General features: G+C 69.4%; 23 protein-coding genes. 15 read left to right on the forward strand and 8 right to left on the reverse strand.

Annotation, left to right across the window (positions count from 1 at the left end; genetic code table 11):
- Positions 1-412: 412 nt before the first annotated feature.
- Positions 413-1,213, reverse strand: a complete 801-nt coding sequence (locus Q0A33_RS08590; RefSeq protein WP_291795124.1) for an SOS response-associated peptidase — start codon at positions 1,211-1,213, stop codon at positions 413-415.
- Positions 1,214-1,294: 81 nt separating this feature from the next.
- Here Q0A33_RS08590 and Q0A33_RS08595 point away from each other — a divergent pair, with 81 nt between their 5' ends.
- From Q0A33_RS08595 to Q0A33_RS08615, 5 genes are all read left to right on the forward strand, one after another.
- A complete protein-coding gene (locus Q0A33_RS08595; protein WP_291795125.1) occupies positions 1,295-1,801 on the forward strand; it encodes a MarR family transcriptional regulator in 507 nt (168 codons plus the stop codon).
- Between the two features lie 282 nt (positions 1,802-2,083).
- Positions 2,084-3,250, forward strand: coding sequence for an acyl-CoA dehydrogenase family protein (locus Q0A33_RS08600; RefSeq protein WP_291795126.1), 1,167 nt, complete (start codon positions 2,084-2,086; stop codon positions 3,248-3,250).
- 2 nt (positions 3,251-3,252) lie between these two features.
- Positions 3,253-4,302 (forward strand): enoyl-CoA hydratase/isomerase family protein, encoded by a 1,050-nt coding sequence (locus Q0A33_RS08605; RefSeq protein WP_291795127.1) that lies wholly within the window; start codon positions 3,253-3,255, stop codon positions 4,300-4,302.
- Positions 4,299-5,135 carry an enoyl-CoA hydratase gene (locus Q0A33_RS08610; protein ID WP_291795129.1) on the forward strand — a complete coding sequence of 279 codons (837 nt, stop codon included), beginning with the start codon at positions 4,299-4,301 and terminating at the stop codon, positions 5,133-5,135. The genes Q0A33_RS08605 and Q0A33_RS08610 overlap by 4 nt, the downstream gene beginning before the upstream one ends.
- Before the next feature lie 192 nt (positions 5,136-5,327).
- Positions 5,328-6,299, forward strand: a complete 972-nt coding sequence (locus Q0A33_RS08615; RefSeq protein WP_291795131.1) for a nitronate monooxygenase family protein — start codon at positions 5,328-5,330, stop codon at positions 6,297-6,299.
- 129 nt (positions 6,300-6,428) lie between these two features.
- Here Q0A33_RS08615 and Q0A33_RS08620 read toward each other — a convergent pair whose 3' ends face one another.
- Positions 6,429-7,640 carry a CobW family GTP-binding protein gene (locus tag Q0A33_RS08620; RefSeq protein WP_291795132.1) on the reverse strand — a complete coding sequence of 404 codons (1,212 nt, stop codon included), beginning with the start codon at positions 7,638-7,640 and terminating at the stop codon, positions 6,429-6,431.
- A 175-nt stretch (positions 7,641-7,815) separates the two neighbouring features.
- Between Q0A33_RS08620 and Q0A33_RS08625 the strand changes: the two genes are divergently transcribed.
- The 4 genes from Q0A33_RS08625 to Q0A33_RS08640 all read left to right on the forward strand — a co-directional run bounded on the left by Q0A33_RS08625 (position 7,816) and on the right by Q0A33_RS08640 (position 11,606).
- Positions 7,816-8,685: a DMT family transporter gene (locus tag Q0A33_RS08625; RefSeq protein ID WP_291795134.1), complete on the forward strand. Its 870-nt coding sequence runs from the start codon at positions 7,816-7,818 to the stop codon at positions 8,683-8,685.
- An 81-nt stretch (positions 8,686-8,766) separates the two neighbouring features.
- Positions 8,767-9,654 (forward strand): TetR family transcriptional regulator, encoded by an 888-nt coding sequence (locus Q0A33_RS08630; protein WP_291795136.1) that lies wholly within the window; start codon positions 8,767-8,769, stop codon positions 9,652-9,654.
- 63 nt (positions 9,655-9,717) lie between these two features.
- Positions 9,718-10,629, forward strand: a complete 912-nt coding sequence (locus tag Q0A33_RS08635; RefSeq protein WP_291795138.1) for a 3-keto-5-aminohexanoate cleavage protein — start codon at positions 9,718-9,720, stop codon at positions 10,627-10,629.
- Positions 10,626-11,606 carry a 3-hydroxyacyl-CoA dehydrogenase NAD-binding domain-containing protein gene (locus Q0A33_RS08640; protein ID WP_291795140.1) on the forward strand — a complete coding sequence of 327 codons (981 nt, stop codon included), beginning with the start codon at positions 10,626-10,628 and terminating at the stop codon, positions 11,604-11,606. Before Q0A33_RS08635 ends, Q0A33_RS08640 begins: the two co-directional genes overlap by 4 nt.
- A 137-nt stretch (positions 11,607-11,743) precedes the next feature.
- Here Q0A33_RS08640 and Q0A33_RS08645 read toward each other — a convergent pair whose 3' ends face one another.
- The 6 genes from Q0A33_RS08645 to nrdH all read right to left on the reverse strand — a co-directional run bounded on the left by Q0A33_RS08645 (position 11,744) and on the right by nrdH (position 16,920).
- Complete coding sequence (locus Q0A33_RS08645; RefSeq protein WP_291795142.1) at positions 11,744-12,070, reverse strand: hypothetical protein; 327 nt, start codon at positions 12,068-12,070, stop codon at positions 11,744-11,746.
- Positions 12,048-12,353, reverse strand: coding sequence for a hypothetical protein (locus Q0A33_RS08650; protein WP_291795144.1), 306 nt, complete (start codon positions 12,351-12,353; stop codon positions 12,048-12,050). The genes Q0A33_RS08645 and Q0A33_RS08650 overlap by 23 nt, the downstream gene beginning before the upstream one ends.
- A 634-nt stretch (positions 12,354-12,987) precedes the next feature.
- Positions 12,988-13,962, reverse strand: a complete 975-nt coding sequence (gene nrdF, locus Q0A33_RS08655) for a class 1b ribonucleoside-diphosphate reductase subunit beta (protein ID WP_291795146.1) — start codon at positions 13,960-13,962, stop codon at positions 12,988-12,990.
- Positions 13,963-14,110: 148 nt separating this feature from the next.
- The gene (gene nrdE, locus Q0A33_RS08660; protein WP_291795148.1) at positions 14,111-16,273 is read right to left on the reverse strand and encodes a class 1b ribonucleoside-diphosphate reductase subunit alpha; all 2,163 of its coding nucleotides are present in this window, start codon (positions 16,271-16,273) and stop codon (positions 14,111-14,113) included.
- A complete protein-coding gene (nrdI, locus tag Q0A33_RS08665; RefSeq protein WP_291795150.1) occupies positions 16,243-16,656 on the reverse strand; it encodes a class Ib ribonucleoside-diphosphate reductase assembly flavoprotein NrdI in 414 nt (137 codons plus the stop codon). The genes nrdE and nrdI overlap by 31 nt, the downstream gene beginning before the upstream one ends.
- Before the next feature lie 15 nt (positions 16,657-16,671).
- Positions 16,672-16,920 (reverse strand): glutaredoxin-like protein NrdH, encoded by a 249-nt coding sequence (nrdH, locus tag Q0A33_RS08670; protein WP_291795152.1) that lies wholly within the window; start codon positions 16,918-16,920, stop codon positions 16,672-16,674.
- A gap of 496 nt (positions 16,921-17,416) precedes the next feature.
- Here nrdH and Q0A33_RS08675 point away from each other — a divergent pair, with 496 nt between their 5' ends.
- From Q0A33_RS08675 to Q0A33_RS08700, 6 genes are read left to right on the forward strand one after another with little or no spacing between them, the layout of a single operon-like run.
- Positions 17,417-18,412 (forward strand): MoxR family ATPase, encoded by a 996-nt coding sequence (locus Q0A33_RS08675; RefSeq protein WP_291795154.1) that lies wholly within the window; start codon positions 17,417-17,419, stop codon positions 18,410-18,412.
- A gap of 58 nt (positions 18,413-18,470) precedes the next feature.
- Positions 18,471-19,466 carry a DUF58 domain-containing protein gene (locus Q0A33_RS08680; protein WP_291795156.1) on the forward strand — a complete coding sequence of 332 codons (996 nt, stop codon included), beginning with the start codon at positions 18,471-18,473 and terminating at the stop codon, positions 19,464-19,466.
- Positions 19,456-19,899, forward strand: a complete 444-nt coding sequence (gene ccmI, locus Q0A33_RS08685; protein WP_291795158.1) for a c-type cytochrome biogenesis protein CcmI — start codon at positions 19,456-19,458, stop codon at positions 19,897-19,899. The genes Q0A33_RS08680 and ccmI overlap by 11 nt, the downstream gene beginning before the upstream one ends.
- Positions 19,896-20,873, forward strand: a complete 978-nt coding sequence (locus tag Q0A33_RS08690; protein WP_291795160.1) for a VWA domain-containing protein — start codon at positions 19,896-19,898, stop codon at positions 20,871-20,873. The genes ccmI and Q0A33_RS08690 overlap by 4 nt, the downstream gene beginning before the upstream one ends.
- A complete protein-coding gene (locus Q0A33_RS08695; RefSeq protein ID WP_291795162.1) occupies positions 20,870-21,883 on the forward strand; it encodes a VWA domain-containing protein in 1,014 nt (337 codons plus the stop codon). The genes Q0A33_RS08690 and Q0A33_RS08695 overlap by 4 nt, the downstream gene beginning before the upstream one ends.
- Positions 21,880-22,851, forward strand: a complete 972-nt coding sequence (locus Q0A33_RS08700) for a tetratricopeptide repeat protein (RefSeq protein ID WP_291795164.1) — start codon at positions 21,880-21,882, stop codon at positions 22,849-22,851. The genes Q0A33_RS08695 and Q0A33_RS08700 overlap by 4 nt, the downstream gene beginning before the upstream one ends.
- The last annotated feature ends 127 nt before the right edge of the window (positions 22,852-22,978 follow it).

The following is a 22,978-nucleotide window of genomic DNA, read 5'->3' on the forward strand; positions in this document are numbered from 1 at the left end:
CTCATCAATCAAATAAACTGGCATCATAAAAAGCTACAAAAATGTATGAACACGCTATTGAGTTCTCAAAGAACAGACACACAAACCCCTACTACCCACAACCACACGGCCATGACCCTCAAAGATTGGTGAACCACTCCGACCAGACGGAGCGCTGAACTAGATTACCGTGAAGCCTTCGCATCCGCAAACCGACTCGCCGTCAGTCCGTGGGGTATTCACTTCCCGGTCGCTGTCCCGTCCCGCGCTGTGCGCTCTGGCCGGGGCAACGAGATGTAACTCTAGACCGAGGCGGCCCGGGCAGGCAACTCAGAACCCCGTGACCTGCATCCCACACCGGAGCAGCGTCCTCTCCCCTGCGCCGCGGCGCGACTCTCCGACTGCCGTCCCGGCCGCATGGTCGGCCGGTCCCTCACCCCTGAGGCTCCACCAGCTCCGGCCCGTCGTTGCGCACGTTGCCCACCGCCGGGCTCACGGTCCTGCGCACCACGGCGGCCGGGTCGAACCCGGCGATCACCGCGGAGAGCAGGGCGCCGGCCTCGGCGCTGCCCCGCTCCGGTGCGAGCCACTCGTCCATCTGCGTCCGCGTGAGCATGACGGGCATGCGGTCGTGCACCTCGCGCAGGTGACCGCGCGCCTCCGTGGTGAGCACGGTGGCGGAGACGAGCCATCCGCTGGCGGCGGCGGGATCCGCACCGGCTGCCTCCTGCTCCTCCGCCGAGAGTCTGCGGAACTCGAACAGGCCCGCCATAAGCAGGAGAGGGTGCGCGGCGGACTCCATGAGCCAGGGCGTCTTCTCCGGCGTGGAGCCTCGACCCGGAGCATCGGCTGTACCTCCACCGGTCGAACCCGTCGCCCGCACCTCCCACTCGTAGTAGCCGCGGACCGGGACCACGCACCGGCGAGCGCCGAACGCGGCACGGAACGTCGGCTTGACCGCCGCCGTCTCGGCACGTGCGTTGAACGCACGGAACCCGGCTCTGAGATCTTTGGCCCAGCCGGGAACGAGCCCCCAACGAGCCGGCTCCAGCCGACGCTCGATCACGCCTCCCGCATCCGGTCTGTCGACGAGGATCGGGATCGTGGAACCCGGCGGCACGTTGTACCTCTCGGAGAACGCATGCGGCACCAGGGACGCGCCGAGTTCGTCCGCCAGGTCGGCGGGGTCGAGGGAGGTGTTGAGACGACCGCACATGCCCACGGATCCTGCCACCGTCTATACACTCGTGCCAATCCCCCGCACGCCGCACCCACGGGCGACGGCAGCGCACCGGACCTCGACACAGGAGCACTGATGAGCGCATCGTTCGACCCCATCGAGGAATCACGCCGGCAATGGATCGCACACGGCTGGGAGCAGGAGGCCGACGGCATGAGCCTCGTCATCTCCGTGATGCGCATCCACCAGCTGTTCCTCGCGCGCGTCGATCAGGTGCTGCGCCCGCTGTCGCTGACCTTCTCCCGCTACGAGGTGCTGGCCCTCCTGCAGTTCTCCCGGCGCGGCAGCCTGCCGATGAACAAGATCACCAAGCGCCTGCAGGTGCACGCGACCTCCACGACGAACTCCGTCGACCGGCTCGAGAGGGCCGGACTGGCGCGGCGCACCCCGCATCCCGGCGACGGCCGCACCACCCTCGTCGTCATCACCGAGACCGGGAGGGAGCTCGTCGCCACGGCGACCCGCGCCCTCAACGCCGCAGTCTTCGCGGACCCGGGTCTGCCCGCAGCCTCGGCCCGTGAGCTGCTGGACCGGCTCAGCGAGCTGCGCACCGCGCTCGAGGGCCCGGTCGCCGAAGGCTGAGCGCTCCCGCACACCGGGCGCGCGGACCCGCCCTCGGACCCGTGCACCGGCCGGCCTCGCGCGCACCCCGCTCGCGCCGCTCCGGGTTCTGCCCCGCGCCGCCTGCCGCGGCAGGATCCCGGCCTCCTCGGCCAGATAGTTGGACGTCCTAGCAATTCTGCGTACGATTGAGAGTGCGCGTGGCCGGCACCACACCCGCCGCCGCACGCACCTGCCCCGGATCGGGGCGGGTCCGCAGCGCCCGCCGCACGGCGGGCACCACAGGACTTCGGAGGCTCAGGCATGTCGCACAGCACGGCATCGGTCATCCCGTTCGGACTCTCCGAGGAGCAGCGGGAGCTGTTCTCCATGTGCAGGGAGTTCGCGGACTCGGAACTCGCCCCTCACGCCCTCGACTGGGACGCGGAGAGCCGCTTCCCCGTCGAGACCATCCGGATGACCGCGGAACTGGGCATGGGCGGCATCTACATCGACGAGGAGTACGGCGGGGCCGGACTGGGGCGCATGGACGCCGTCCTCGTGTTCGAGGCGCTGGCCACGGGATGCCCCGCAGTCGCCAGCTACATCTCCATCCACAACATGGTCGCGAAGTGCCTGGAGCTCTTCGCGACGGAGGAGCAGAAGCAGCGCTGGCTCGTACCGCTGGCCGGCTTCGAGATGCTCTCCAGCTACTGCCTCACGGAGCCCAACGCCGGGTCGGACGCCGCGGCGCTGAAGACCTCCGCGCGCCGCGACGGGGACTTCTACGTGCTCAACGGCGTCAAGCAGTTCATCTCCGGCGCCGGCTCCTCGGACCTCTACCTCGTCATGGCGCGCACGGGGCAGGACGGCGCCCGCGGCATCTCCGCCTTCGTCGTCGAGGCGGGGACGGAGGGACTCTCCTTCGGCGCGAACGAGAAGAAGATGGGCTGGAAGGCGCAGCCCACACGGCAGGTCTTCATGGAGAACGTGCGCGTGCCGGCGGAGAACATGATCGGTTCCGAGGGCCAGGGCTTCAAGATCGCGATGAGCGGGCTGGACGGCGGGCGCCTCAACATCGGGGCGGCCTCGCTCGGCGGCGCACAGTCGGCGCTGGAGAAGGCGATCATGTACATGGGCGAGCGCCAGGCCTTCGGTCAGGATCTCACCGGGTTCCAGGCGCTGCGCTTCGAGGTCGCCGATCTCCAGGCGAAGCTGGAGGCCGCGCGGTCGCTCCTGTGGCGGGCCGCCTCGGCCTACGACGCGGAGGACCCGCACACCACGCTGCTCTCCGCGATGGGCAAGCTCACCGCCACGGACACCGGCTTCGAGGTCGCCAACCGGGCGCTGCAGATCTTCGGCGGCTACGGCTATCTGGCAGAGTACGGAGTGGAGAAGCTGGTCCGGGACCTCCGCGTCCACCAGATCCTCGAGGGAACCAACGAGATCATGCGCGTGATCATCTCGCGCAGGAGCACAGGAGTGGGATGAGTATGACAGCGGGAGCCGACGACGCGGCAGTCCTCACCTCGGTCTCAGGCGGGCTCGCCCGGATCGAGCTCAACAAGCCCCGGGCCATCAACGCCCTGTCCACGGACATGATTGACGCGATCGCAGCCGCGCTGGAGGAATGGCGCGGGGACGACTCCGTCTCCGCCGTCCTCCTCACCGGCCGCGGCGAGCGCGGGCTGTGCGCCGGCGGTGACATCAAGGCCATCCACCGCTCCCTCGTCTCCGGCTCCGGCGAGGCGGAGGAGTTCTGGCGTCGCGAGTACAGGATGAACCACACCATCGCGAACTATCCCAAGCCCTTCGTCGCGATCATGGACGGCTTCACGATGGGCGGCGGAGTGGGCGTGGCCGCCTACGGCTCCCACCGGATCGTCACGGAGACCTCGAAGGTGGGGATGCCGGAGACCGGGATCGGACTGTTCCCGGATGTCGGCGGCACCTGGCTGCTCGCCCGGGTGCCGCTGCGCGCCGGCATGCACCTCGCACTCACCGGGGAGCCCGTGGGCCCGGCGGACGCGATCCGCTACGGGCTCGCGGACACCTTCGTGCCGCAGGAGCAGCTGCCGGCGCTGTTCGAGGCCCTCGCCGCGGACCCGGCGGACGTGGACTCGGTCGTCGCAGGCTTCGCCGTAGTACCTCCGGACTCCCAGCTCTCCCCGGACGAGGAGTGGATCGCGGAGACCTACGACCGGGGCACGGCCCTGGAGACGGTGGAGGCGCTCGCCGCCCATCCCTCCCCCCGGGCCCAGGAGGCCGCGGCTCTCATCCGCACCAAGTCGCCCCTGTCCGTCGCCGTCACCTTCGAGATGGTGCGCACGGCGGAGGACATGACGCTCGACCAGGTCCTCGAGCGCGATCTCGCGGCAGGGCTGGAGATCGGCCGGCACCCGGACCTGCGCGAGGGGATCCGCGCGCAGGTGATCGACAAGGACCGGAACCCGCAGTGGAATCCCGCCTCTCTGGAGGAGCTCGACCCCGCGACGGTCACCGCAGTGGTGGGAGCCGTCACCGATCGGAAGGTGTTCGCATGACACAGGCAGACAGCGGCGCGGCCGCACGCACGGCAGTGCCGCACGGCGCGCTTGCGCAGACCGAGTTCGAGACGATCCTCGTCGAGGTGAGCGACGGCATCGCCACCCTCACCCTCAACCGGCCGAAGGCGCTCAACGCCCTCAACCTGCAGGTGCTCGAGGACGTCACCGCCGCCGCCGAGGCCGCGGACGCCGACGACGACATCCGCGTCATCGTGCTGACGGGGCAGGACCGGGCGTTCGCCGCCGGGGCGGACATCAAGGAGATGTCCACGCTCGACTTCTCCGTGGCCTACCGCCGCAACTGGTTCGCCGGCTGGAACCGGCTCACCGCGGTGTCGAAGCCGATCATCACCGCCGTCAACGGCTTCGCCCTGGGGGGCGGCTGCGAGCTGGCCATGATGGGCGACATCCTCATCGCCTCGGAGAAGGCGAAGTTCGGCCAGCCGGAGATCAACCTCGGCGTCCTGCCCGGCATGGGCGGATCACAGCGGCTCACCCGTGCCGTGGGCAAGGCCAAGGCGATGGATCTCTGCCTCACGGGCCGCATGATGGATGCGGAGGAGGCCGAGCGCGCCGGCCTCGTGGCCCGCGTGGTTCCCCATGACGAGCTCGCCGCCACCGCACGGGAGATCGCGGAGACGATCGCGGCGAAGTCCCTCATCGCCGCCGGCATGGTGAAGGAGGCCGTCAACGCCGCCTTCGAGACCACGCTGGAGCAGGGTCTGCGCTACGAGCGCCGGCTCTTCCACTCCTCGCTCGCCACCGCGGACCAGTCCGAGGGAATGGCGGCATTCATCGAGAAGCGGGATCCGCACTTCACGGACAGCTGAGCTGCTCCGCGGTGCGGGGCCGGCCGCGCCTGTGTCCGCCGCTCACGCGCGCGGACGGGCGCGGCCGCTCCTGTGTCCGCACTCGCCGCCCGTGCGGTCCGGCCCGCCGGTGAGCGCGGGTGCTGCTGTTCGATCGTTCGACAACGCGCTAGGGTGGATGCATTCCGTCACAGTCGACGCACAAGGAGAACCATGTCGCTGCCCGAGGCCCTCGCTCGTCCGCTGAGCGTGCCCGTCATCGCCTCCCCCATGTTCATCGCCTCCGGGCCCGAGCTCATCAAGGCCCAGTGCCAGTCGGGGATCGTGGGGTCCTTCCCCACGCTCAACGCCCGGCCCAAGGAGCAGCTCACGGACTGGCTGGCGGAGATCACGGAGGAGAACGAGGCATTCGCGCGGGCCCACCCGGAACAGCCCGTGGGTCCGCTGGCGACCAACCTCATCGTGCACAAGACGAACGACCGCCTCGAGCACGACCTCGGCGTCGTCGTCGACCACAAGGTGCCGATCGTCATCACCTCGCTCGGAGCCCGCGAGGACGTCAACGCGGCCGTGCACAGCTACGGCGGCGTCGTGCTCCACGACGTCATCAACAACCGCTTCGCCCACAAGGCGGTGGAGAAGGGCGCCGACGGCCTCATCGCAGTGGCCGCCGGTGCGGGCGGGCACGCGGGCGCGCTCTCGCCGTTCGCGCTGGTCCAGGAGATCCGCGAATGGTTCGACGGCCCGCTGGCGCTCTCCGGCGCGCTCGCCCACGGCCGCTCGATCCTCGCCGCACAGGTGATGGGGGCGGACTTCGGCTACGTGGGTTCGGCGTTCCTCAGCACGCCGGAGGCGAACGTCGCGGACGAGTACCGCACCATGGTCGTGGAGTCCTCCGCCTCGGACATCGTCTACTCCAACCTCTTCACCGGTGTGCACGGCAACTACCTGCGGGGGTCGATCGCCCGCGCCGGTCTCGACCCGGACGACCTCCCGGTCTCGGATCCCTCCGCGATGACCTTCGGCTCGGACCGGGATGCGAAGAAGCCCAAGGCCTGGAAGGAGATCTGGGGCTCCGGGCAGGGCATCGGCACCATCAGCGAGTCCGAGTCCGCACGCGTCCTCATCGCGCGCCTGGCGGAGCAGTACGCCGAGGCGAAGGCGGGTTCCCACGTGCTCGTCTGAGTGCGCTCGCGCGCGTGAGGGCCCGGGAGAGGAACAGGTGTTCCGCCCGGGCCCTCTGCCGTCCCTGAGCGGGATGGCGCCGTCACGCGTGCGGAAACGCCGCGTGGCCCGCAGGCGGCCGCCGCACAGTCAGCTGTGCAGGCGCACATACCGGTGCAGGCGCTCGATGCCCCTGCCGTCCGCGGGGACCGCTGCGAGCGCCTCCTCCACGCGCGCACGCACCGCAGTCTCGTCGAAGGACTCACCGATCACCACGAGGACGCTCTCCGGGCCTTCGGATCCCTCGCCGGCCTCGGGCGCGGGAGGCTCCGTCAGCACGGGGACGCTCGCAGAACCTTCAGAACATTCGCCGGCCTCGGGTGCGGGAGGCTCTGCCAGCACAGGCGCGCTCCGGGAGACGTAGACGGTGGGTCCCACCGCCTGCACGCCGTACACGCGCGGCCGGCCCCGCTCCTGCACGGCGAGCGTCCCCTTCACCCGGTACACCCCCGGCGGCAGGTCCTCGAGCAGGTCCAGCACCGCTCCGGCATCCGCGCAGCCCGGTGAGCGCACAGTGACGGAGAGCGCGTGCCTGTGCGGGATCGCAGAGTCGTCGATCCCCTCCAGCGCGGCGCGGTCCCTCTCCTCGTAGGCCTCGCGCAGGAGGTCCCAGACCGGCAGCTCGCCCTGGGCCTCGGGTGCGGGCTCTCCCTCGCCCGCGGCGATGTCCGCGCTGCGTGCGCCCGGGTCCATGAGGAGCAGCGGATCGAGGCGGCCGAAGGCCGTGCCGGTGACCAGCGCGCGCGGATTGCGCGAGTGCACCCGTGCGCGCACCGCCTCCACCGTCGCCTCGCGCTCCGCAGCGGGCACCTGATCGAGCTTGTTGACCACCACCAGCGTCGTGGCCGCGTAGCGGACGGGCGCGGCCTCCGCGGTGTCCACCGTCGCGGCGTGCATGAGGGCGTCCACCACGTCGACGACCCCGGCGAGGTGGAAGCGGTGGCGGCCCCACCGGCTCACCATGCGTGCGAGGGTGAGGGGCTCGGCGAAGCCGCTCGCCTCCACGATGATCGCGTCGAGAGCGAGGCGCGGCCTGGCCAGTTGTGCGAGGGCGTCCTCGAGCGCACTCGTGTCACTGAGGCAGCAGATGCAGCCGCCGGCGATGGAGACCGGCTCATTCACCTGTCCGGCGACCATGCCCGCGTCCACGTTGAGGTCGCCGAAGTCGTTGACGACGACGCCCACCCGGGCGTCAGGGTGCCGCAGAAGATGGTTGAGCAGGCTCGTCTTGCCGGCACCCAGGAATCCGGTGAGCAGGATGACGGGGACGGCTCCGGCATCGCTGCGCTGCGCTCCGGTCACGGGTTCCTCCTCTTCGGTTCGCCATGCTCCCCGGGGACACTCCTCCGGTCGAGCGCCTCCACAGTAGTGCACGGTCCCCGGAGCGGAACACGGAAGGGACCACACCGCGCGTGAGCGGGCGGTGCGTCGGTCCGCAGACACCGGCACGCCTCTGCGAGGGCCGTAGAGTCATGGCATGACGATCCTGTTCGCCTGCGCCTATGCGCTCATCTGGTCGACGGGCTTCGTGGTCGCCCGCTTCATCGAGGGTGCTGCCGCACCGACCATGTTCCTGTTCCTGCGGTTCTCGCTCGCAGCAGTGGCGCTCTTCCTGCTCTGCCTCCTGCTGCGGCAGCGAATGCCGCGGCTGCGGGAGGCCGCACGCCACGTGGGGGTGGGCGCGCTCCTCAACGGCGCCTACCTCTGTCTGGGATACGCCGCAGTGGCACAGGGACTGCCTGTGGCCGTCATGACGCTGCTGGGCGGCTGGCAGCCGGTGCTCGCGCTCGTGGTGACGGCCCTCGCCGCCCGGAGGGTGCCCGGCCGGGCGGTGCTGGCGGGAGTGGTTCTCTCGCTCGGCGGCATCGCCCTGGTGCTCCTGCCGGCGCTGCGGTCCGGAGGGGGCGGCGGCATCACCGCGACGACGCTGGGACTCGGGATCGCCTCGGTCACGGTGCTCACGCTGGGCGTGCTGGCACAGACACGGGTGCGCAGGACCGCCCTGCTGCCCGCCGTCGCCTGGCAGACCACCGGCGGCGCAGTGGTCGCCGCGGTCGTCTCCGCAGCGCTGCGGGACCCGTGGCCCGCATGGAGCGGGACCCTGGGGCTGGCACTGGCCTGGTCCGTCGCCGGCATCTCCCTGACGGGGATGCTCCTCATGGTCCATCTCACCCGCACTCGCGGTCCGGTGTTCGTCTCCGTGCTCGTGCTCACCGCTCCCCCGCTGGCCGCGCTCGAGGCGATGGCGCTGTTCGGGGAGACCGTCACCGCGGTGCAGGCCGTGGGCATCGCAGTGGTGCTGTGCGGAGTGGGCGCCGCGCAGCTGAGCAGGAGGACGCGGGAATAGGGCGGGGCACGGTTTGCGATCCCACTGACTCATTGCCAGCAGGGCTTGCGATGTGTGGAAAACCGCGCGTAGGCTCGGAGCATGGCCGTTGCAGAGAACCCCGCCGGGACCGCCGACCGCGCCCGGCAGGCGATTCAGGCCAGCGGCATGTCGCAGCGCCGGGTGGCGCGTGCGATGGGCCTGGACGAGACCAAACTGTCCAAGTCGCTCTCCGGCCACCGTCGCTTCTCCGCCGACGAGGTCCTCGCACTCGCCACCGCGACCGGTGTGACGGCGCAGTGGCTGCTCGGCAACGCCGACGAGGTCTCCGTCGCGCCGCCGCACCTGCGCCTCGGCGCGGCAGGCGGCGAGGCACCTGACGACGATGCCGGGGAGACCGGCGAGCAGGCGGTGCGGCGCAGATCCATCGTCGAAGCGGCGTGGGAGCTCTTCTCCCGGCACGGTTTCGAGGCGGTGAGGATCGCGGACATCGCGGAGGCGGCGGGAATCTCCGCGGCCGGCGTCCACTACCACTTCGCCGGCAAGGACGAGCTCATCACCGCCGCACTGCGCTATTCGGTCAAGCTCGCGTTCGACCGCCAGATCGCCTGGCTCTCGGACGTGCGCGACCCCTCCGCCCGTCTCGACCGGCTGCTCGAGATGCAGTCGCCCACCGGCCCCAGCGGCCCCTCGGAGTGGTCCATCTGGCTCCAGACCTGGAACCGGCTGGCCCTGGCCGAGGAGCCGGACCCGGAGTACGTCTCGCTCTACGCGCGCTGGTCCCAGACGGTGCGCGCCACGATCGAGGCGGGGCAGCGCACCGGCGCGTTCCGCGACGGCGACAGCCGGGCCATGGCCGACGAGCTCACCTCCGTGCTCGACGGTCTCGGCATCAAACTCCTCACCGGAGTGCTCGATGCCCCCACATTCCAGCACCGGCTCCGCGGGTACGTGGCGCGTTCCGTCATCCGCCCCGCCGAGTCGAGCTGAACCGAGCGGAACTCCCGCTCACAGTCACACGTCCCTCACACCCCCACACCCTGAGGAGCACCCATGAATCGGAAGGTCGTTCTCACCTGCGCTGTCACCGGAGCCGGTGACACCACGGGCAAGAGCGAATTCGTCCCCGTCACCCCGGAGGAGATCGCAGCAGACGCGATCGCCGCCGCGCGGGCCGGGGCCTCGGTCGTGCACATCCACGTCCGGGATCTCGAGACCAAACTCGGATCGCGCGAGGTCGCCTACTACCGTGAGGTGGTCCGCCTCATCCAGGCCTCGGACGTCGATCCCGTCATCAACCTCACCGCCGGGATGGGCGGCGACCTCGTGATCGACCCCCACGACCCCACCACGCATCTTCCGGGCACGGACCTGGTCAGCGGCCTCGACCGCCTCCCCCACGTGGAGGAGCTCCTGCCGGAGATCTGCACGCTCGACTGCGGTTCGCTCAACTTCGGAGAGGGCTCGAACCTCTACGTCTCCACGCCGGACATGCTGCGTGAGGGCGCCGCCCGGATCCAGGAGCTGGGCGTGCGGCCGGAGCTCGAGATCTTCGACACCGGCAACCTGTGGTTCGCCAACGTCATGGTCTCCGAGGGACTCATCGATCCGCCGCCGCTGTACCAGCTGTGCATGGGCATCCCCTACGGCGCACCGGTGGACGCCGGCCTGCTGCAGGCGATGGTGCACCTCCTGCCCGAGGGCGCGGAGTTCACCTCGTTCGCCATCGGCCGCGATCAGCTGCCGTGGGTGGCGCAGTCCGTGCTCGCCGGCGGGCACGCCCGCGTGGGCCTCGAGGACAACCTCTACCTGTCCAAGGGCGTCAAGGCGACCAATGCCGCGCTCACGGACCGCGCGGTCGGCATCATCGAGGGGCTGGGCGCCTCGGTCGCGACTCCGGACGAGGCCCGCGAGATCCTCAACCTCAAGGTGCAGGCACCGGCCCTGGAAGGAGCCGCCAAGTGAGCCGCCGCGGGAACGTCGAGGACGTCAGGACCATCGCCTGCGTGGGCGCGGGCACCATCGGCGGAGGCTGGGCCGCCTACTTCCTGGCCCGCGGCTACACCGTGAAGGTCTGGGACCCCTCCCCCGAGGCCGGCGAGCGGCTCACGCGGCTCATCGACAACGCATGGCCCGCGCTCCGGGAGCTCGATCTGCTCGACGGCGCGGACAAGGACGCCTGGACCGTGCACACGGACCTCGCCGAGGCCGTGGAGGGCGTGGACTTCGTGCAGGAGTCCGCACCGGAGGATCTGGAGCTCAAGCGCAGGCTGTTCGCGGATCTCGACAGCGTGTGCGCCCCCGATGTCGTCATCGCCTCCTCCACCTCCGGCTACAGCATGACGGAGATGGCGACGGAGGTGACCGGCGGCGACCGCTTCGTCGTGGGGCACCCGTTCAACCCGCCCTACCTCATCCCGCTGGTCGAGGTGGTCGGGGGCGAGAAGACCGCGCCCGAGGCCGTCACCTGGGCCGCGGACTTCTACACCTTCATCGGCAAGTCCGTCATCCGGATGGACCGGGAGGTGCCCGGCTTCATCGCCAACAGGCTCCAGGAGGCCCTGTGGCGGGAGGCGCTGCACATGATCGACAACGGCGAGGCCACCGTCGACCAGATCGACCGCTCCATCACTGATGGTCCGGGCCTCCGCTGGCCGTTCCACGGCCCGATGCTCACCTTCCACCTCGCCGGCGGCGAAGGCGGGATGGCGCACATGCTCGACCACTTCGGCCCCTCGCTGAAGTCGCCGTGGACCCGGCTGACCGCGCCGGAGCTCACCGAGCAGCTCCGCAACGCCACCGTGGACGGCTGCCAGACCGCGAGCGGTGAGCGTTCGCACCGCGATCTGGTGCTGGAGCGCGACGCCGGCATCGTCGCCCTCCGGAAGCTCACGCAGAGCCTGACGACGAAGGCCCCTGCGCAGAGCGACTCCGTGGCCTGAGCGAGGTCAGCGGCTCGGCGTGAGCGGGGTCAGTTACTCAGCCTGAGCGAAGTCGACGGCCGGTGCCTCTGCAGGGATGACATCACCCCTGCAGAGGCACCGGCCTTTTCCGGGCGAGGCTGCGGAGTTCAAACGCGTCAGCTTGCGAGCACGCGGGCTTTCACTGCCGCCACGTCATGTTCCAACCGGTCCAAAGCAGTCCGAAGGTCATCGTCCCGCAGCTCCGACAGCCCGTCCGTGATGAAACGCCGCACCAGCGACGACACAGACACTCCATCTGCTGTGGCCTGCACCTGCAAGGCTCCCAACACCTCTTGCGGGATCCTCAAAGTCAACGATGCAGAGGCACCATTGTTGGGTTTGGTCCATTCTCCCTCTGGCACGTGGTCACGGTACTCAGCGGCATCAGCTTCCAGCTCAGCACGGATCGCCTCACGGACCTCAGCCGGGATCGGTTCGTTCATCGTCCCGCCCTTCCTCATAGAGCTTCAGATACCCATTGTTCGCAGTCCAGGCGTTGCCCCCGTAGAGTCGCCCGCCGGACCTGACGACGATCACGACGAGCACCTCTTGGCGTGCCCTGCTCCATCCGACATAGCGGTCGGACCGGCCCGAACGACTTGCCGGATCAGGAGACCTCAGTAATGCGTGAGGATCGTTGATCGCTTCCATGGCCTCCTCCGATGTGACCCCGCGCCGCTCCCACATGTGAGCAATGGCCTCGGGAACCCATTCGACATCGACCATACTTCGAGTGTAAGACGCTCGTCATACATCCACAAGAGCCGACCCCGCAGAAGTACAGCGCTTCAGCTCCCCAGCCAAACCCTCAAGCAGGGATCACGCGTCTGACACCAAACGACTTTGGTCGGGCTGACCCGACACCACCTGCCGGACTGCAGAAGCTCTATTGGGCAACCGCACGCCTGGCCCGGGGGCATACACAGTCCAGGGGTGTGCTGCGGACATTCGCAGCACACCCCTGCACTCCTACAGCGTCACGAGACTGAACTTCGCCTCACATCAGCGCTGAGCGTGCTGTGTTGGATCAACAAGCACGTATCCTCGCCCGGGCCCCGAGCTCGGGCGCAACGGCTTGCCCGCTACTGACGTGATCTCTGGGCCGGCAGACCCGCCCCGAGGGCCGACTTCACGATACTGGCCGCTCGTCTACGTCCGTTCGCCTGGGCGAAAATCTGGTCACTCATCGTGACCTCCTTACTGTGTACTCAGACCAGCAGGAGGCACCCACGTTGTGGGTTGCCAACGATCCTGAAGTACCGTGGCTGATGCTTTGCGTAAGCAGCAGACCGGCCCTGGTCTGGATTTGAGCGGTCTTCCACTGCCATGGAAGACCGCTCAAAGCTTTAGTGTCTCCATCTCAGAAGTTCCAGTCCTCGTCCTCGGTGTTCTCCGCCTTGCCGATCACGTAGGACGAGCCGGAGCCGGAGAAGAAGTCGTGGTTCTCGTCGCTGTTGGGCGAGAGCGCGGACAGGATCGCCGGGTGCACGTCCGTGACCTCGCGCGGGAACATGGGCTCGTAGCCCAGGTTCATGAGCGCCTTGTTCGCGTTGTAGTGGAGGAACTTCTTCACGTCCTCGCTCAGCCCCACGCCGTCGTAGAGATCGTGAGTGTACTGCACCTCGTTCTCGTACAGCTCGAAGAGCAGGTTGAACGTGTACTCCTTGAGCTCCTCACGCCGCGCCTCGTCCACCTGCTCCAGGCCGCGCTGGTACTTGTAGCCGATGTAGTAGCCGTGCACGGCCTCGTCACGGATGATGAGGCGGATGAGGTCCGCGGTGTTCGTGAGCTTGGCCCGCGAGGACCAGTACATGGGCAGGTAGAAGCCGGAGTAGAAGAGGAAGGACTCCAGCAGCGTCGAGGCGACCTTGCGCTTGAGCGGATCGTCCCCGTGGTAGTAGGAGAGGATGATCTCCGCCTTGCGCTGCAGGTTCTGGTTCTCCGTGGACCAGCGGAACGCCTCGTCGATCTCCTTGGTCGAGCTCAGGGTGGAGAAGATCGAGGAGTACGACTTCGCGTGCACGGACTCCATGAACGCGATGTTGGTGTACACGGCCTCCTCGTGCGGCGTGAGCGCATCAGGGATGAGCGAGACGGCGCCCACCGTCCCCTGGATGGTGTCCAGCAGGGTCAGCCCCGTGAAGACGCGCATGGTCAGCGTCTTCTCCTCCTCCGTGAGCGTCGACCAGGAGGGCACGTCGTTGGACAGCGGGACCTTCTCCGGCAGCCAGAAGTTGGCGGTGAGGCGATCCCACACCTCGAGGTCCACATCGTCCTGGATCCGGTTCCAGTTGATCGCGTCGACATGGGAGACGAGCGAGAGCTTCTCAGTCATTGCTTCCTCTACAGACTTCCTCTTGCGAAGGGTGGGAGCGCGGGCGGCGCCGGCTCCATGCGCCGTGCCGCCGCACCGGCAGTGCCAGCGTACTCGGATGCGCGGACACACCCGCCCGCCCGGAGGCGGACGAGTGTGCGGGGAACGGTCAGAGCATGCAGGACACGCAGCCGTCGACCTCGGTCCCGGCCAGCGCAAGCTGCCGCAGGCGGATGTAGTACAGGGTCTTGATGCCCTTCCGCCACGCGTAGATCTGCGCCTTGTTGATGTCGCGGGTCGTCGCGGTGTCCTTGAAGAACAGCGTGAGCGAGAGGCCCTGGTCCACGTGCTGCGTGGCCTCCGCGTAGGTGTCGATGATCTTCTCGTAGCCGATCTCGTACGCGTCCTGGTAGTACTCCAGGTTCTCGTTCGTCATGAAGGGCGCCGGGTAGTAGACGCGCCCGATCTTGCCCTCCTTGCGGATCTCGATCTTCGAGGCCACCGGGTGGATCGACGAGGTCGAGTGGTTGATGTAGGAGATCGAACCGGTGGGCGGCACCGCCTGCAGGTTCTGGTTGTAGATGCCGTGCTCGGCGACGTCCGCACGCAGCTGCTCCCAATCCTCCTGCGTGGGGATGTGCACACCGGCGTCCGCGAACAGCTGCGCCACGCGCTCCGTGCGCGGCTTCCACTCCTGCTCCGTGTACTTGTCGAAGTACTCGCCCGAGGCGTACTTGGACTTCTCGAAGCCGGCGAACGTGCGCCCGCGCTCCTTCGCGATCTCCATCGACGCGCGCACCGCGTGATAGGCGACCGTGTAGAAGTACATGTTCGTGAAGTCCAGCCCTTCCTCGGAGCCGTAGTGGATGTGCTCGCGGGCGAGGTAGCCGTGCAGGTTCATCTGTCCCAGCCCCACCGCGTGGCTCATGTCGTTGCCGCGGGCGATGGAGGGCACGGAGTCGATGTCCGAGGTCTCCGAGACCGCGGTCAGGCCCCGGATCGCCGTCTCCACCGTCGCCCCCAGGTCCTCGGAGTCCATCGTGAGGGCGATGTTGAGCGAGCCCAGGTTGCAGGAGATGTCCTTGCCCACGGTCTCGTAGCCCAGGTCCGCGTCATAGCGGCTGGGCTCCGAGACCTGCAGGATCTCCGAGCACAGGTTGGACATCGTGACCTTGCCGTCGATCGGGTTGGCCCGGTTCACGGTGTCCTCGAACATGATGTACGGGTAGCCGGACTCGAACTGGATCTCCGCCAGCGTCTGGAAGAACTCGCGCGCGTCGATCTTCGTCTTGCGGATCCGCGCATCGTCGACCATCTCGTAGTACTTCTCCGTCACGGAGATCTCCGTGAACGGCACCCCGTAGACGCGCTCCACGTCGTACGGGCTGAAGAGGTACATGTCCTCCTTGCGCTTGGCCAGCTCGAACGTGATGTCCGGGATGACGACGCCCAGGGAGAGGGTCTTGATGCGGATCTTCTCGTCCGCGTTCTCCCGCTTGGTGTCGAGGAAGCGGTTGATGTCCGGGTGGTGGGCGTGCAGGTACACCGCACCTGCGCCCTGGCGCGCACCCAGCTGGTTGGCGTAGGAGAAGGAGTCCTCGAGCAGCTTCATGACGGGGATGACGCCGGAGGACTGGTTCTCGATCTTCTTGATGGGAGCGCCGTGCTCGCGGATGTTGGAGAGCGAGAACGCCACGCCGCCGCCGCGCTTGGACAGCTGGAGGGCGGAGTTGATGGACCGGCCGATCGACTCCATGTTGTCCTCGATCCGCAGCAGGAAGCACGAGACGAGCTCGCCGCGCTGCTTCTTCCCCGCGTTGAGGAAGGTGGGCGTGGCCGGCTGGAAGCGGCCGGAGATGATCTCCTCCACCAGCCGCGTCGCGAGCTTCTCGTCGCCGCGCGCCAGGAACAGCGCCACCATGACCACACGGTCCTCGAACCGCTCCAGGTAGCGCTTCCCGTCGAAGGTCTTGAGCGTGTAGGAGGTGTAGTACTTGAAGGCGCCCAGGAAGGTCTGGAAGCGGAACTTCTTCTCGTAGGCCAGCTGCGAGAGGCCCTTGATGAACTCGAAGGAGTACTGGTCCAGCACCTCACGCTCGTAGTAGTCGTGCTCGACGAGGTAGTCCAGCTTCTCCTTGAGGTCGTGGAAGAAGACGGTGTTGTTGTTCACGTGCTGCAGGAAGTACTGACGCGCGGCCTGCTTGTCCCGCTCGAACTGGATGCGGCCGTCCGCATCGTAGAGGTTGAGCATGGCATTGAGCGCGTGGTAATCGAGGTCCGTCTCCTCACGGATGACGGCCTCTACGTCGCGTGCGGCGCTGATGCTTGACACAGTTCGTCCAATCCCTTGTCTACGTTCTCCGCGTCCCCCGGCATGCCGAGGAGCTCGAAGCGGTAGAGAACGGGCACACCGCACTTGGCGGACACGATGTCCGCCGCGCGGCAGTAGTTCTCTCCGAAGTTGGTGTTCCCGGCCCCGATCACGCCCCGCAGGCGCTCACGGTTGGCCTTGATGTTGAGGAACTTGATGACCTGCTTGGGCACCGACCCCCGGTGGGGGCCGGCGCCGTAGGTGGGTGTGATGAGGACGAAGGGCTCGTCCACGACGGGCATCTCGTCCTTCGTCAGCAGCGGCAGCCGCCGCACCGGGTGGTGCAGCTTCGCCGCGAAGCGGTGCGTGTACTCCGACGGACTCGAGTAGTAGACGACGAGCACGGGCCCGTCACACTCTCAGGCCACTGTCGCCGCGGTGCTCGCCTCAGCGCCGAGAGCACCGATCTTGTCCGGGCGGAAGCCGGACCAGTGGTCATTGTCCGTCACCACGACGGGTGCCTGCATGTAGCCCATCGCCTTGACCACGTCGAGGGCACCGGGGTCCTCGCTGAGGTCGACGCTCCGGTACTCGACGCCCTTGGCGTCGAGCGCACGGAACGTGGCGCTGCACTGCATGCATGCGGGCTTCGTGTAGACGGTGATCATGGGGCTCCTCGACCTTCCTCGGCAGCCGTTCCGGGGTCCTCCGCCGTGCGTCTCCGCGGTGTTCGCGCGGTTCGTGCGGGAGTTCCGGCCTCGACGGCCCAACCACTAGATGTTGTGTCCGGAGACAAGCGTACCCCCACATCGTGTGCTTACGCCATTGTGATTCCCGCAGTGAATCCTGCCGTCGGCGTGTCGCGCACACCCCCGTGCACAGCCTCGGCGAGGTTCTCCACAGGGTGGGAACGACAGTCGTGTGGTTCGCCTTCCCACTGCTGCCGCGGGAAGGCGCGCTCCGCCCCCGCCGGGGCCCGCGCCGTCGTCCCCAGGCACCGCCGGCGGCTCACTGCACAGGCATTTCTCAGAGAGGAGCCGAGCATCACATCCGGGCGTGTTCCCGGACCGCCACACTCCCCGCGCGCCCGTGTCCGCGGGTGCCGATACGGTGGTGCACAGCACACGGACGCGCGGCGGGCACACCGCCGGGAGGAGAACACAGATGGCACGCCACCAGCCCGCCCCCGCGGACACGCGCGAGATCACCACCGCCGCCGAGGTGCTGGCCCGGGTGCGCTCCTACGTGAACACGTTCGTGGTGGGCCAGCAGCGGTTGCAGGAGACGCTGCTCATCGGCCTCCTCACGGAGGGGCACGTGCTCCTGGAGAGCGTCCCGGGGCTGGCGAAGACCACGGCTGCCGCCAGCCTCGCCGGCGCCGTCTCCTCCTCCTTCGCCCGCATCCAGTGCACGCCGGACCTCCTGCCCAGCGACATCATCGGCACCCAGATCTTCAACTCCTCCGCCAACACCTTCGAGACGAAGCTGGGCCCCGTCCACGCCCACATCGTGCTGCTGGACGAGATCAACCGCTCGAGCGCCAAGACGCAGTCGGCCATGCTGGAGGCGATGCAGGAGCGGCAGACGACGATCGGCGGAGTCCGCTACGACCTGCCCAGCCCGTTCCTCGTCATGGCGACGCAGAACCCCATCGAGCAGGAGGGCACCCACCCACTGCCGGAGGCGCAGCTGGACCGCTTCATGCTCAAGGACCTGCTCGCCTACCCCACGCCGGAGGAGGAGCTGGAGATCCTCACCCGCATGGACGCGGGCGTCTTCGAGACGCACCCGGACCCGGCCTGCACGGTGGAGGAGCTGCGCTCCATGCAGGAGTCCGCACGGCACATCTACATCGACCCGGCGATCAGCCGCTACATCGTGGAACTCGTCTGGGCCACCCGTGCGGCGGAGCGGGTGCTGGGTCCCAAGGGCTCGCTCATCGAGGCCGGCGCCTCACCGCGCGCCTCCATCGCCTTCACCCGCGCCTCGCGTGCGCTCGCGCTCATCCGCGGCCGCAACTACGTCATCCCTGAGGACGTGAAGGACCTCGCACACCGGGTGCTGGGACACCGGATCGCGCTCACCTTCGAGGCGATCGCGGAAGGCGTCACCGCCACGCACCTGGTGGCGGACATCCTGGGCAGGGTGAGGACCCCGTGAGCCCGGTGCCCGGCCTCTCCGCTCCCCCACCTGCGCGCAGGAACGAGGCGAGGACCCTGTGAGCCAGGCCCTCCTCCCCCGCATCCGCGCGCAGCTGACCCTGCACACGCACCGACGGGTCGCCAATCTGCTGGACGGCGGCCGCTCCTCCGTGTTCCACGGCCGGTCCCTCGAGTTCGACGACCTGCGCGAGTACGTGCCCGGTGACGAGATCCGCGACATCGACTGGAAGGCCTCCGCCCGGCACAGCGCCCCGCTCGTCAAGCGCTACGCGGAGCACCGGCGCCTGCGCCTGGGCCTGGTGGTGGCGGCAGGCGCCACGATGGACGCGCTCGCCGCAGGGGGCGAGTCCAAACGTGACCTCGCGATCCTGCTCGCAGGGCTGGCCGGCTGGTTCGCCGTGCGCGGCGGCGACGAGGTCTGCCTCATCACGGGCGACGGGCGCCGGACCCGCCTGAGCAGGCCGGAGTCCAGCGAGGCCGGCCTCGAACACCTGCTCCGCCGCATCCTCGCGCAGCGGGGAGCACCGGACCCGCTCACCGTCCTCGACCACCTCGCCTGGCTGTCCACACGCCTGCGCCGCCGGCACCTCCTCGTCGTCGTCTCCGACGAGATCGACCTGCACGAGGGAGCCCTGCGCCTCCTGCGCCGCATCACCGCCCATCACGAGATCCTGTGGATCACGATCGCGGAGGCGGATCCGCTCGCGCTCGCGGCCGAGGAGCAGCGGCCCTTCGACATCGCGCTCGCGGCCTTCTCCGGGAACGCCCCGCATCCGGGTGCGGGGCCTGCGGGCGCGATGCACAGCGGCACCGCCTCCGCGGGCGCGCCTGCCCCCACCGGCCGTGCCGTCCCCGCCGGAGCCTCCGTCCCGGAGTCCCTCACCGTCGATGAGCACCTGCGTGCGGAGTACGCGCGGGCGGAGGAGCAGCGGCGTGCGGAGGCGCACCGCGTCCTCCGGGCCGCCGGTGCGCTGCACGAGACCGTGGGCGCGACTCGGGAGGCCGTCCCCGCCTTCCACCGCCTCGCGGAGAGGCACCGCCGTGTCCGCTGAGCTCATGCCGCCCCTGGGCGCGAGCGACTTCTGGCTCGCCGGCGCCGTCTTCCTCGTCCTCGTCGCCGTGCTCCTCCTGTTCCTGCCGCTCATGCGCAGGCTCCGCGCCGCGCGCGCCGCGGTGGGACCGGTGCCGGAACACGTCCGCACCACCTACGCCGCACGCCTCGACGAGGTGGAGGCCCGCGCCGCGGCCGGCGAACTCACCGGGCGGACGGCCGCACAGGAGCTCAGCGCACTGCTGCGGGAGTTCGCCGGGGCCGCCTGGGGCCTGCGGACGGAGCACATGACCGTCCGCGAGATGCGCGAGCGGGGCGTGGGCCCGCTCGCGGATGCGATCGCGCATCTCTACGATGCGGAGTTCGCCCGTGAGGAGCCCGCCGGCATCGACCGGGAGCTCCGCCTGAGCCGGGAGGTGATCACGCAGTGGTGATCCGCCCCCTCCTGTGGCTGGCGGTGACGGTGGGAGCCCTCGCGCTGCTGGGCGTCCTCCTCGCGTTCCTCCTCCCCTCCCGCGCCCGAGGCGGTGCCCCCGTGGCCTACCTCCATCGCCTCACCGCACTGCCCGCCTATGTGCGGGCGCGCCGCCGTGCGCTCCTCGGCTCCCTCGCGCTCCTCCTGGTCGCCGCGCTCACCGGTGCCTTCGCGCTTGCCGGTCTCTCGCGGCCCACGGTGCAGGAGACGATCAGCCCCAAACGCCATCTGCGCGACGTCATGCTCTGCCTCGACACCTCCGGCTCCATGCTGGGCTACGACGCGGAGATCATCGAGGCCTACGCCTCGATGGTCGAGTCCTTCGACGGCGAGCGGATAGGCATGACGGTGTTCAACTCGACCGCCGTCACCGTCTTCCCCCTCACCGACGACTACGACATGGCCGCGGACTTCCTCGCCGAGGCCCACGAGGGCCTCACGAGCTGGGGCACGGACGGCCTGGACTTCCTCATGGCGACCCAGCCGGAGACCGTGCCGGGCTCCTCGCTCATCGGCGATGGGCTCACGAGCTGCGTCGACGCCTTCGACCGGCGGGACGAGGAGCGCAGCCGCTCGATCGTCCTCGCCACCGACAACGAACTCGCGGGCACTCCGCTCTTCAGCCTCGACGAGGCCGCCGGCATCGCCGAGTCCGCCGGCGTCCGCGTGTACGCGCTCGCGCCCGACTCCTGGTACTTCACCTCCGCCCTCGACGAGCTCGAGCGCGCGGCCCAGCAGACGGGTGGGGAGATGCACTCGATGTCGGACGGGGCGGGAGTGGAGAGGATCGTGAGCTCCGTGCAGCGGACGGAGGCGGAACTCACGGACGGCCGCTCCGTCACCCTGTTCCACGACCGCCCCCTCGTCCCGCTCATCGGCACCGGCGTGGGCGTGCTCGTCCTGCTGGTCTGCGCCTGGAGGCTCAAGCTGTGAACTCCCTCGTCCTCTCCCCCGTGCTGCCGTGGCCGGTGCTGGCGCTGCTGACCGTCGCAGTCGCGGGCGGATGCGTCCTCCTGGCCGTGCGCACGCGCGGACGCCGCCTGCAGTGGTCCCTGCGGGCGGGCGCGGTCGTCGTCCTCGCACTGGCACTGCTGCGCCCGGGGCACCCCGTCCCGGCGCTGACCGAACGGGCCGAGGCGGCGCTGGACGTCTTCGTCGCCGTCGACACCACGGCCTCGATGGTCGCGGAGGACTGGGACGGGGACTCGCCGCGGCTGGACGGCGTCGCCCAGGACATCGCACATCTCATGGAGCAGGCACCGGACGCGCGCTTCACGCTCATCACGTTCGCCTCCACGACGCAGACGGTGGTCCCGCTCACCACCGACGACGCCGCCGTGCGCTCCGCGCTGGAGGTGCTGCGTCCGGAGCTCACCCAGTACTCCTCCGGCAGCTCCATCACCGAACCGCTGGAGCACCTCCGCGGCCGCCTGGAGAAGGCGGCCGAGGACCGTCCGGAGAACGCCCGGCTCCTCTTCTACCTGGGCGACGGGGAGCAGACGGCGGACACGGAGCCTGCCTCGATGGCGGAACTCGCGGACCTCGTGGACGGCGGTGCCGTGTACGGCTACGGCACGGAGGCCGGGGGCAGGATGCTGGAGACGACCAGCTACTGGAGCGATGCCGAGCCCGCCTACATCCGAGACCCGGCGACCGATGCGCCCGCCGTCTCGCACGCGGATCCCGCGGCGCTGCAGCGCATCGCCGGCGAGCTCGGCACCGACTTCGTCCACCGCAGCGCAGGGACGGAGGCGGACTTCGAGTTCCCGGACGCGGAACGTCTGGTCGAGGAGCGGGAGGAGACCGACGCCGGGGTCGCCGAGCTCACCTGGATCCTCTTCCTCCCGCTCGCCGCCTGGCTCGCGGCGGAGGGCTTCCTCGCTGCACGCGGGATCAGGAAGCTGGGTCCGCTCGCACGGCCCGCGGTCAGGAGGACCCGATGAACGGCACGGAGCAGGGGACGCAGACGGAAGCGCCGGTGGCGACCGCCGGGTCCGAGGCCGGAGCCGCGGGTGCCGCTGCGGGAAGTGTGGGCCCCGGGAAGGCCTCCGGGAAGACCCCGGGGAAGGCCTCCGGACGCGTGCGCCGCGGAGCGGGCGGGGTGCTGCGGGCTCTCCGCCGCCACCTCGGGCTCCTCGCCGTCGTGGTGGTGCTCCTCGCGGCGGGCGGATTCTCCGGCACGGTCCACTGGCAGCTGCAGGCCGCGCGCTCCGCCTACGCCGGCGGTGACTTCGACGCAGCACAGGCCTCCGGCGAGAGGTTCCTCCGGCTGAGTCCGTGGGAGCGGCACAAGGGCCACTTCGCGGTGGGCACCGCGCACGCCGGTGCCGGCAGGCTCGACGAGGCCGAGGCCGCTCTGGGACGTGCGCTCGAACTCACCCCCGAGGCGGACGAGTGCGCGGTCCGCCAGAACCTCGCGCTCGTGCAGGAGGAGCAGGCGGACACGCTCCGCGATTCGGGCGACACCGACGGGGCGAACTCCCGCTACGACGCGGCCCGCGCGACGCTGGAGGACGCCCCGGAGGAGTGCCGTCCGGAGGGTTCCGAGCAGGACCAGCAGATGGATGGGCAGCAGGAGCGCGTGGAGGGCTCTCAGAAGGAGATGAACAGCCCCGAGGAGGCCGAACCGGAGGAGGACCAGGCCTCCGAGGACTCGGGTGAGGGCTCCGGCGAGGGTGACGGGGACGCACCGCCCGAGGAGGAGGCCGAGGGCTCGGAGCCCGGCGGCGGTTCCGAGGAGGGCGGCCAGGACGCGGGAGGAGGATCCGAGGAGAGCCCCGGTGAGGGCGGCGCCGAGAGCGAGAAGCTGGAGGAGCTGCGGAAGCGCCAGGGCGAGTCCGAGGAGCGCTACTCCGAGTCGAACTCCGGCCAGGGTTCGGGCGTGCGCGGGCCCGATGTGAAGCCGTGGTGAACGCCTCGCCCGGGGCCCGCCCGTGTGCCACGATGAGGGCATGTCCCGCTGCAGCGACGCCTCGAGGAGAGACACAGTGACAGACGCGCAGTCCGATCCGCAGCCCCTCGGCCCGGCCGACTACAGC

Source organism: Brevibacterium sp., assembly GCF_022712115.1.
Taxonomy (GTDB): Bacteria; Actinomycetota; Actinomycetes; order Actinomycetales; family Brevibacteriaceae; genus Brevibacterium; species Brevibacterium salitolerans.

Excerpts from the sequence above, each read along its gene's own strand:
- Q0A33_RS08595 (WP_291795125.1), top strand. The coding sequence starts at position 1,295 with ATGAGCGCATCGTTCGACCCCATCGAGGAATCACGCCGGCAATGGATC.
- Q0A33_RS08600 (WP_291795126.1), top strand. The coding sequence starts at position 2,084 with ATGTCGCACAGCACGGCATCGGTCATCCCGTTCGGACTCTCCGAGGAG.
- Q0A33_RS08605 (WP_291795127.1), top strand. The coding sequence starts at position 3,253 with ATGACAGCGGGAGCCGACGACGCGGCAGTCCTCACCTCGGTCTCAGGC.
- Q0A33_RS08610 (WP_291795129.1), top strand. The coding sequence starts at position 4,299 with ATGACACAGGCAGACAGCGGCGCGGCCGCACGCACGGCAGTGCCGCAC.
- Q0A33_RS08615 (WP_291795131.1), top strand. The coding sequence starts at position 5,328 with ATGTCGCTGCCCGAGGCCCTCGCTCGTCCGCTGAGCGTGCCCGTCATC.
- Q0A33_RS08625 (WP_291795134.1), top strand. The coding sequence starts at position 7,816 with ATGACGATCCTGTTCGCCTGCGCCTATGCGCTCATCTGGTCGACGGGC.
- Q0A33_RS08630 (WP_291795136.1), top strand. The coding sequence starts at position 8,767 with ATGGCCGTTGCAGAGAACCCCGCCGGGACCGCCGACCGCGCCCGGCAG.
- Q0A33_RS08635 (WP_291795138.1), top strand. The coding sequence starts at position 9,718 with ATGAATCGGAAGGTCGTTCTCACCTGCGCTGTCACCGGAGCCGGTGAC.
- Q0A33_RS08645 (WP_291795142.1), bottom strand. The coding sequence starts at position 12,070 with ATGAACGAACCGATCCCGGCTGAGGTCCGTGAGGCGATCCGTGCTGAG.
- Q0A33_RS08650 (WP_291795144.1), bottom strand. The coding sequence starts at position 12,353 with ATGGTCGATGTCGAATGGGTTCCCGAGGCCATTGCTCACATGTGGGAG.
- nrdF (WP_291795146.1), bottom strand. The coding sequence starts at position 13,962 with ATGACTGAGAAGCTCTCGCTCGTCTCCCATGTCGACGCGATCAACTGG.
- nrdH (WP_291795152.1), bottom strand. The coding sequence starts at position 16,920 with ATGATCACCGTCTACACGAAGCCCGCATGCATGCAGTGCAGCGCCACG.
- Q0A33_RS08675 (WP_291795154.1), top strand. The coding sequence starts at position 17,417 with ATGGCACGCCACCAGCCCGCCCCCGCGGACACGCGCGAGATCACCACC.
- Q0A33_RS08700 (WP_291795164.1), top strand. The coding sequence starts at position 21,880 with ATGAACGGCACGGAGCAGGGGACGCAGACGGAAGCGCCGGTGGCGACC.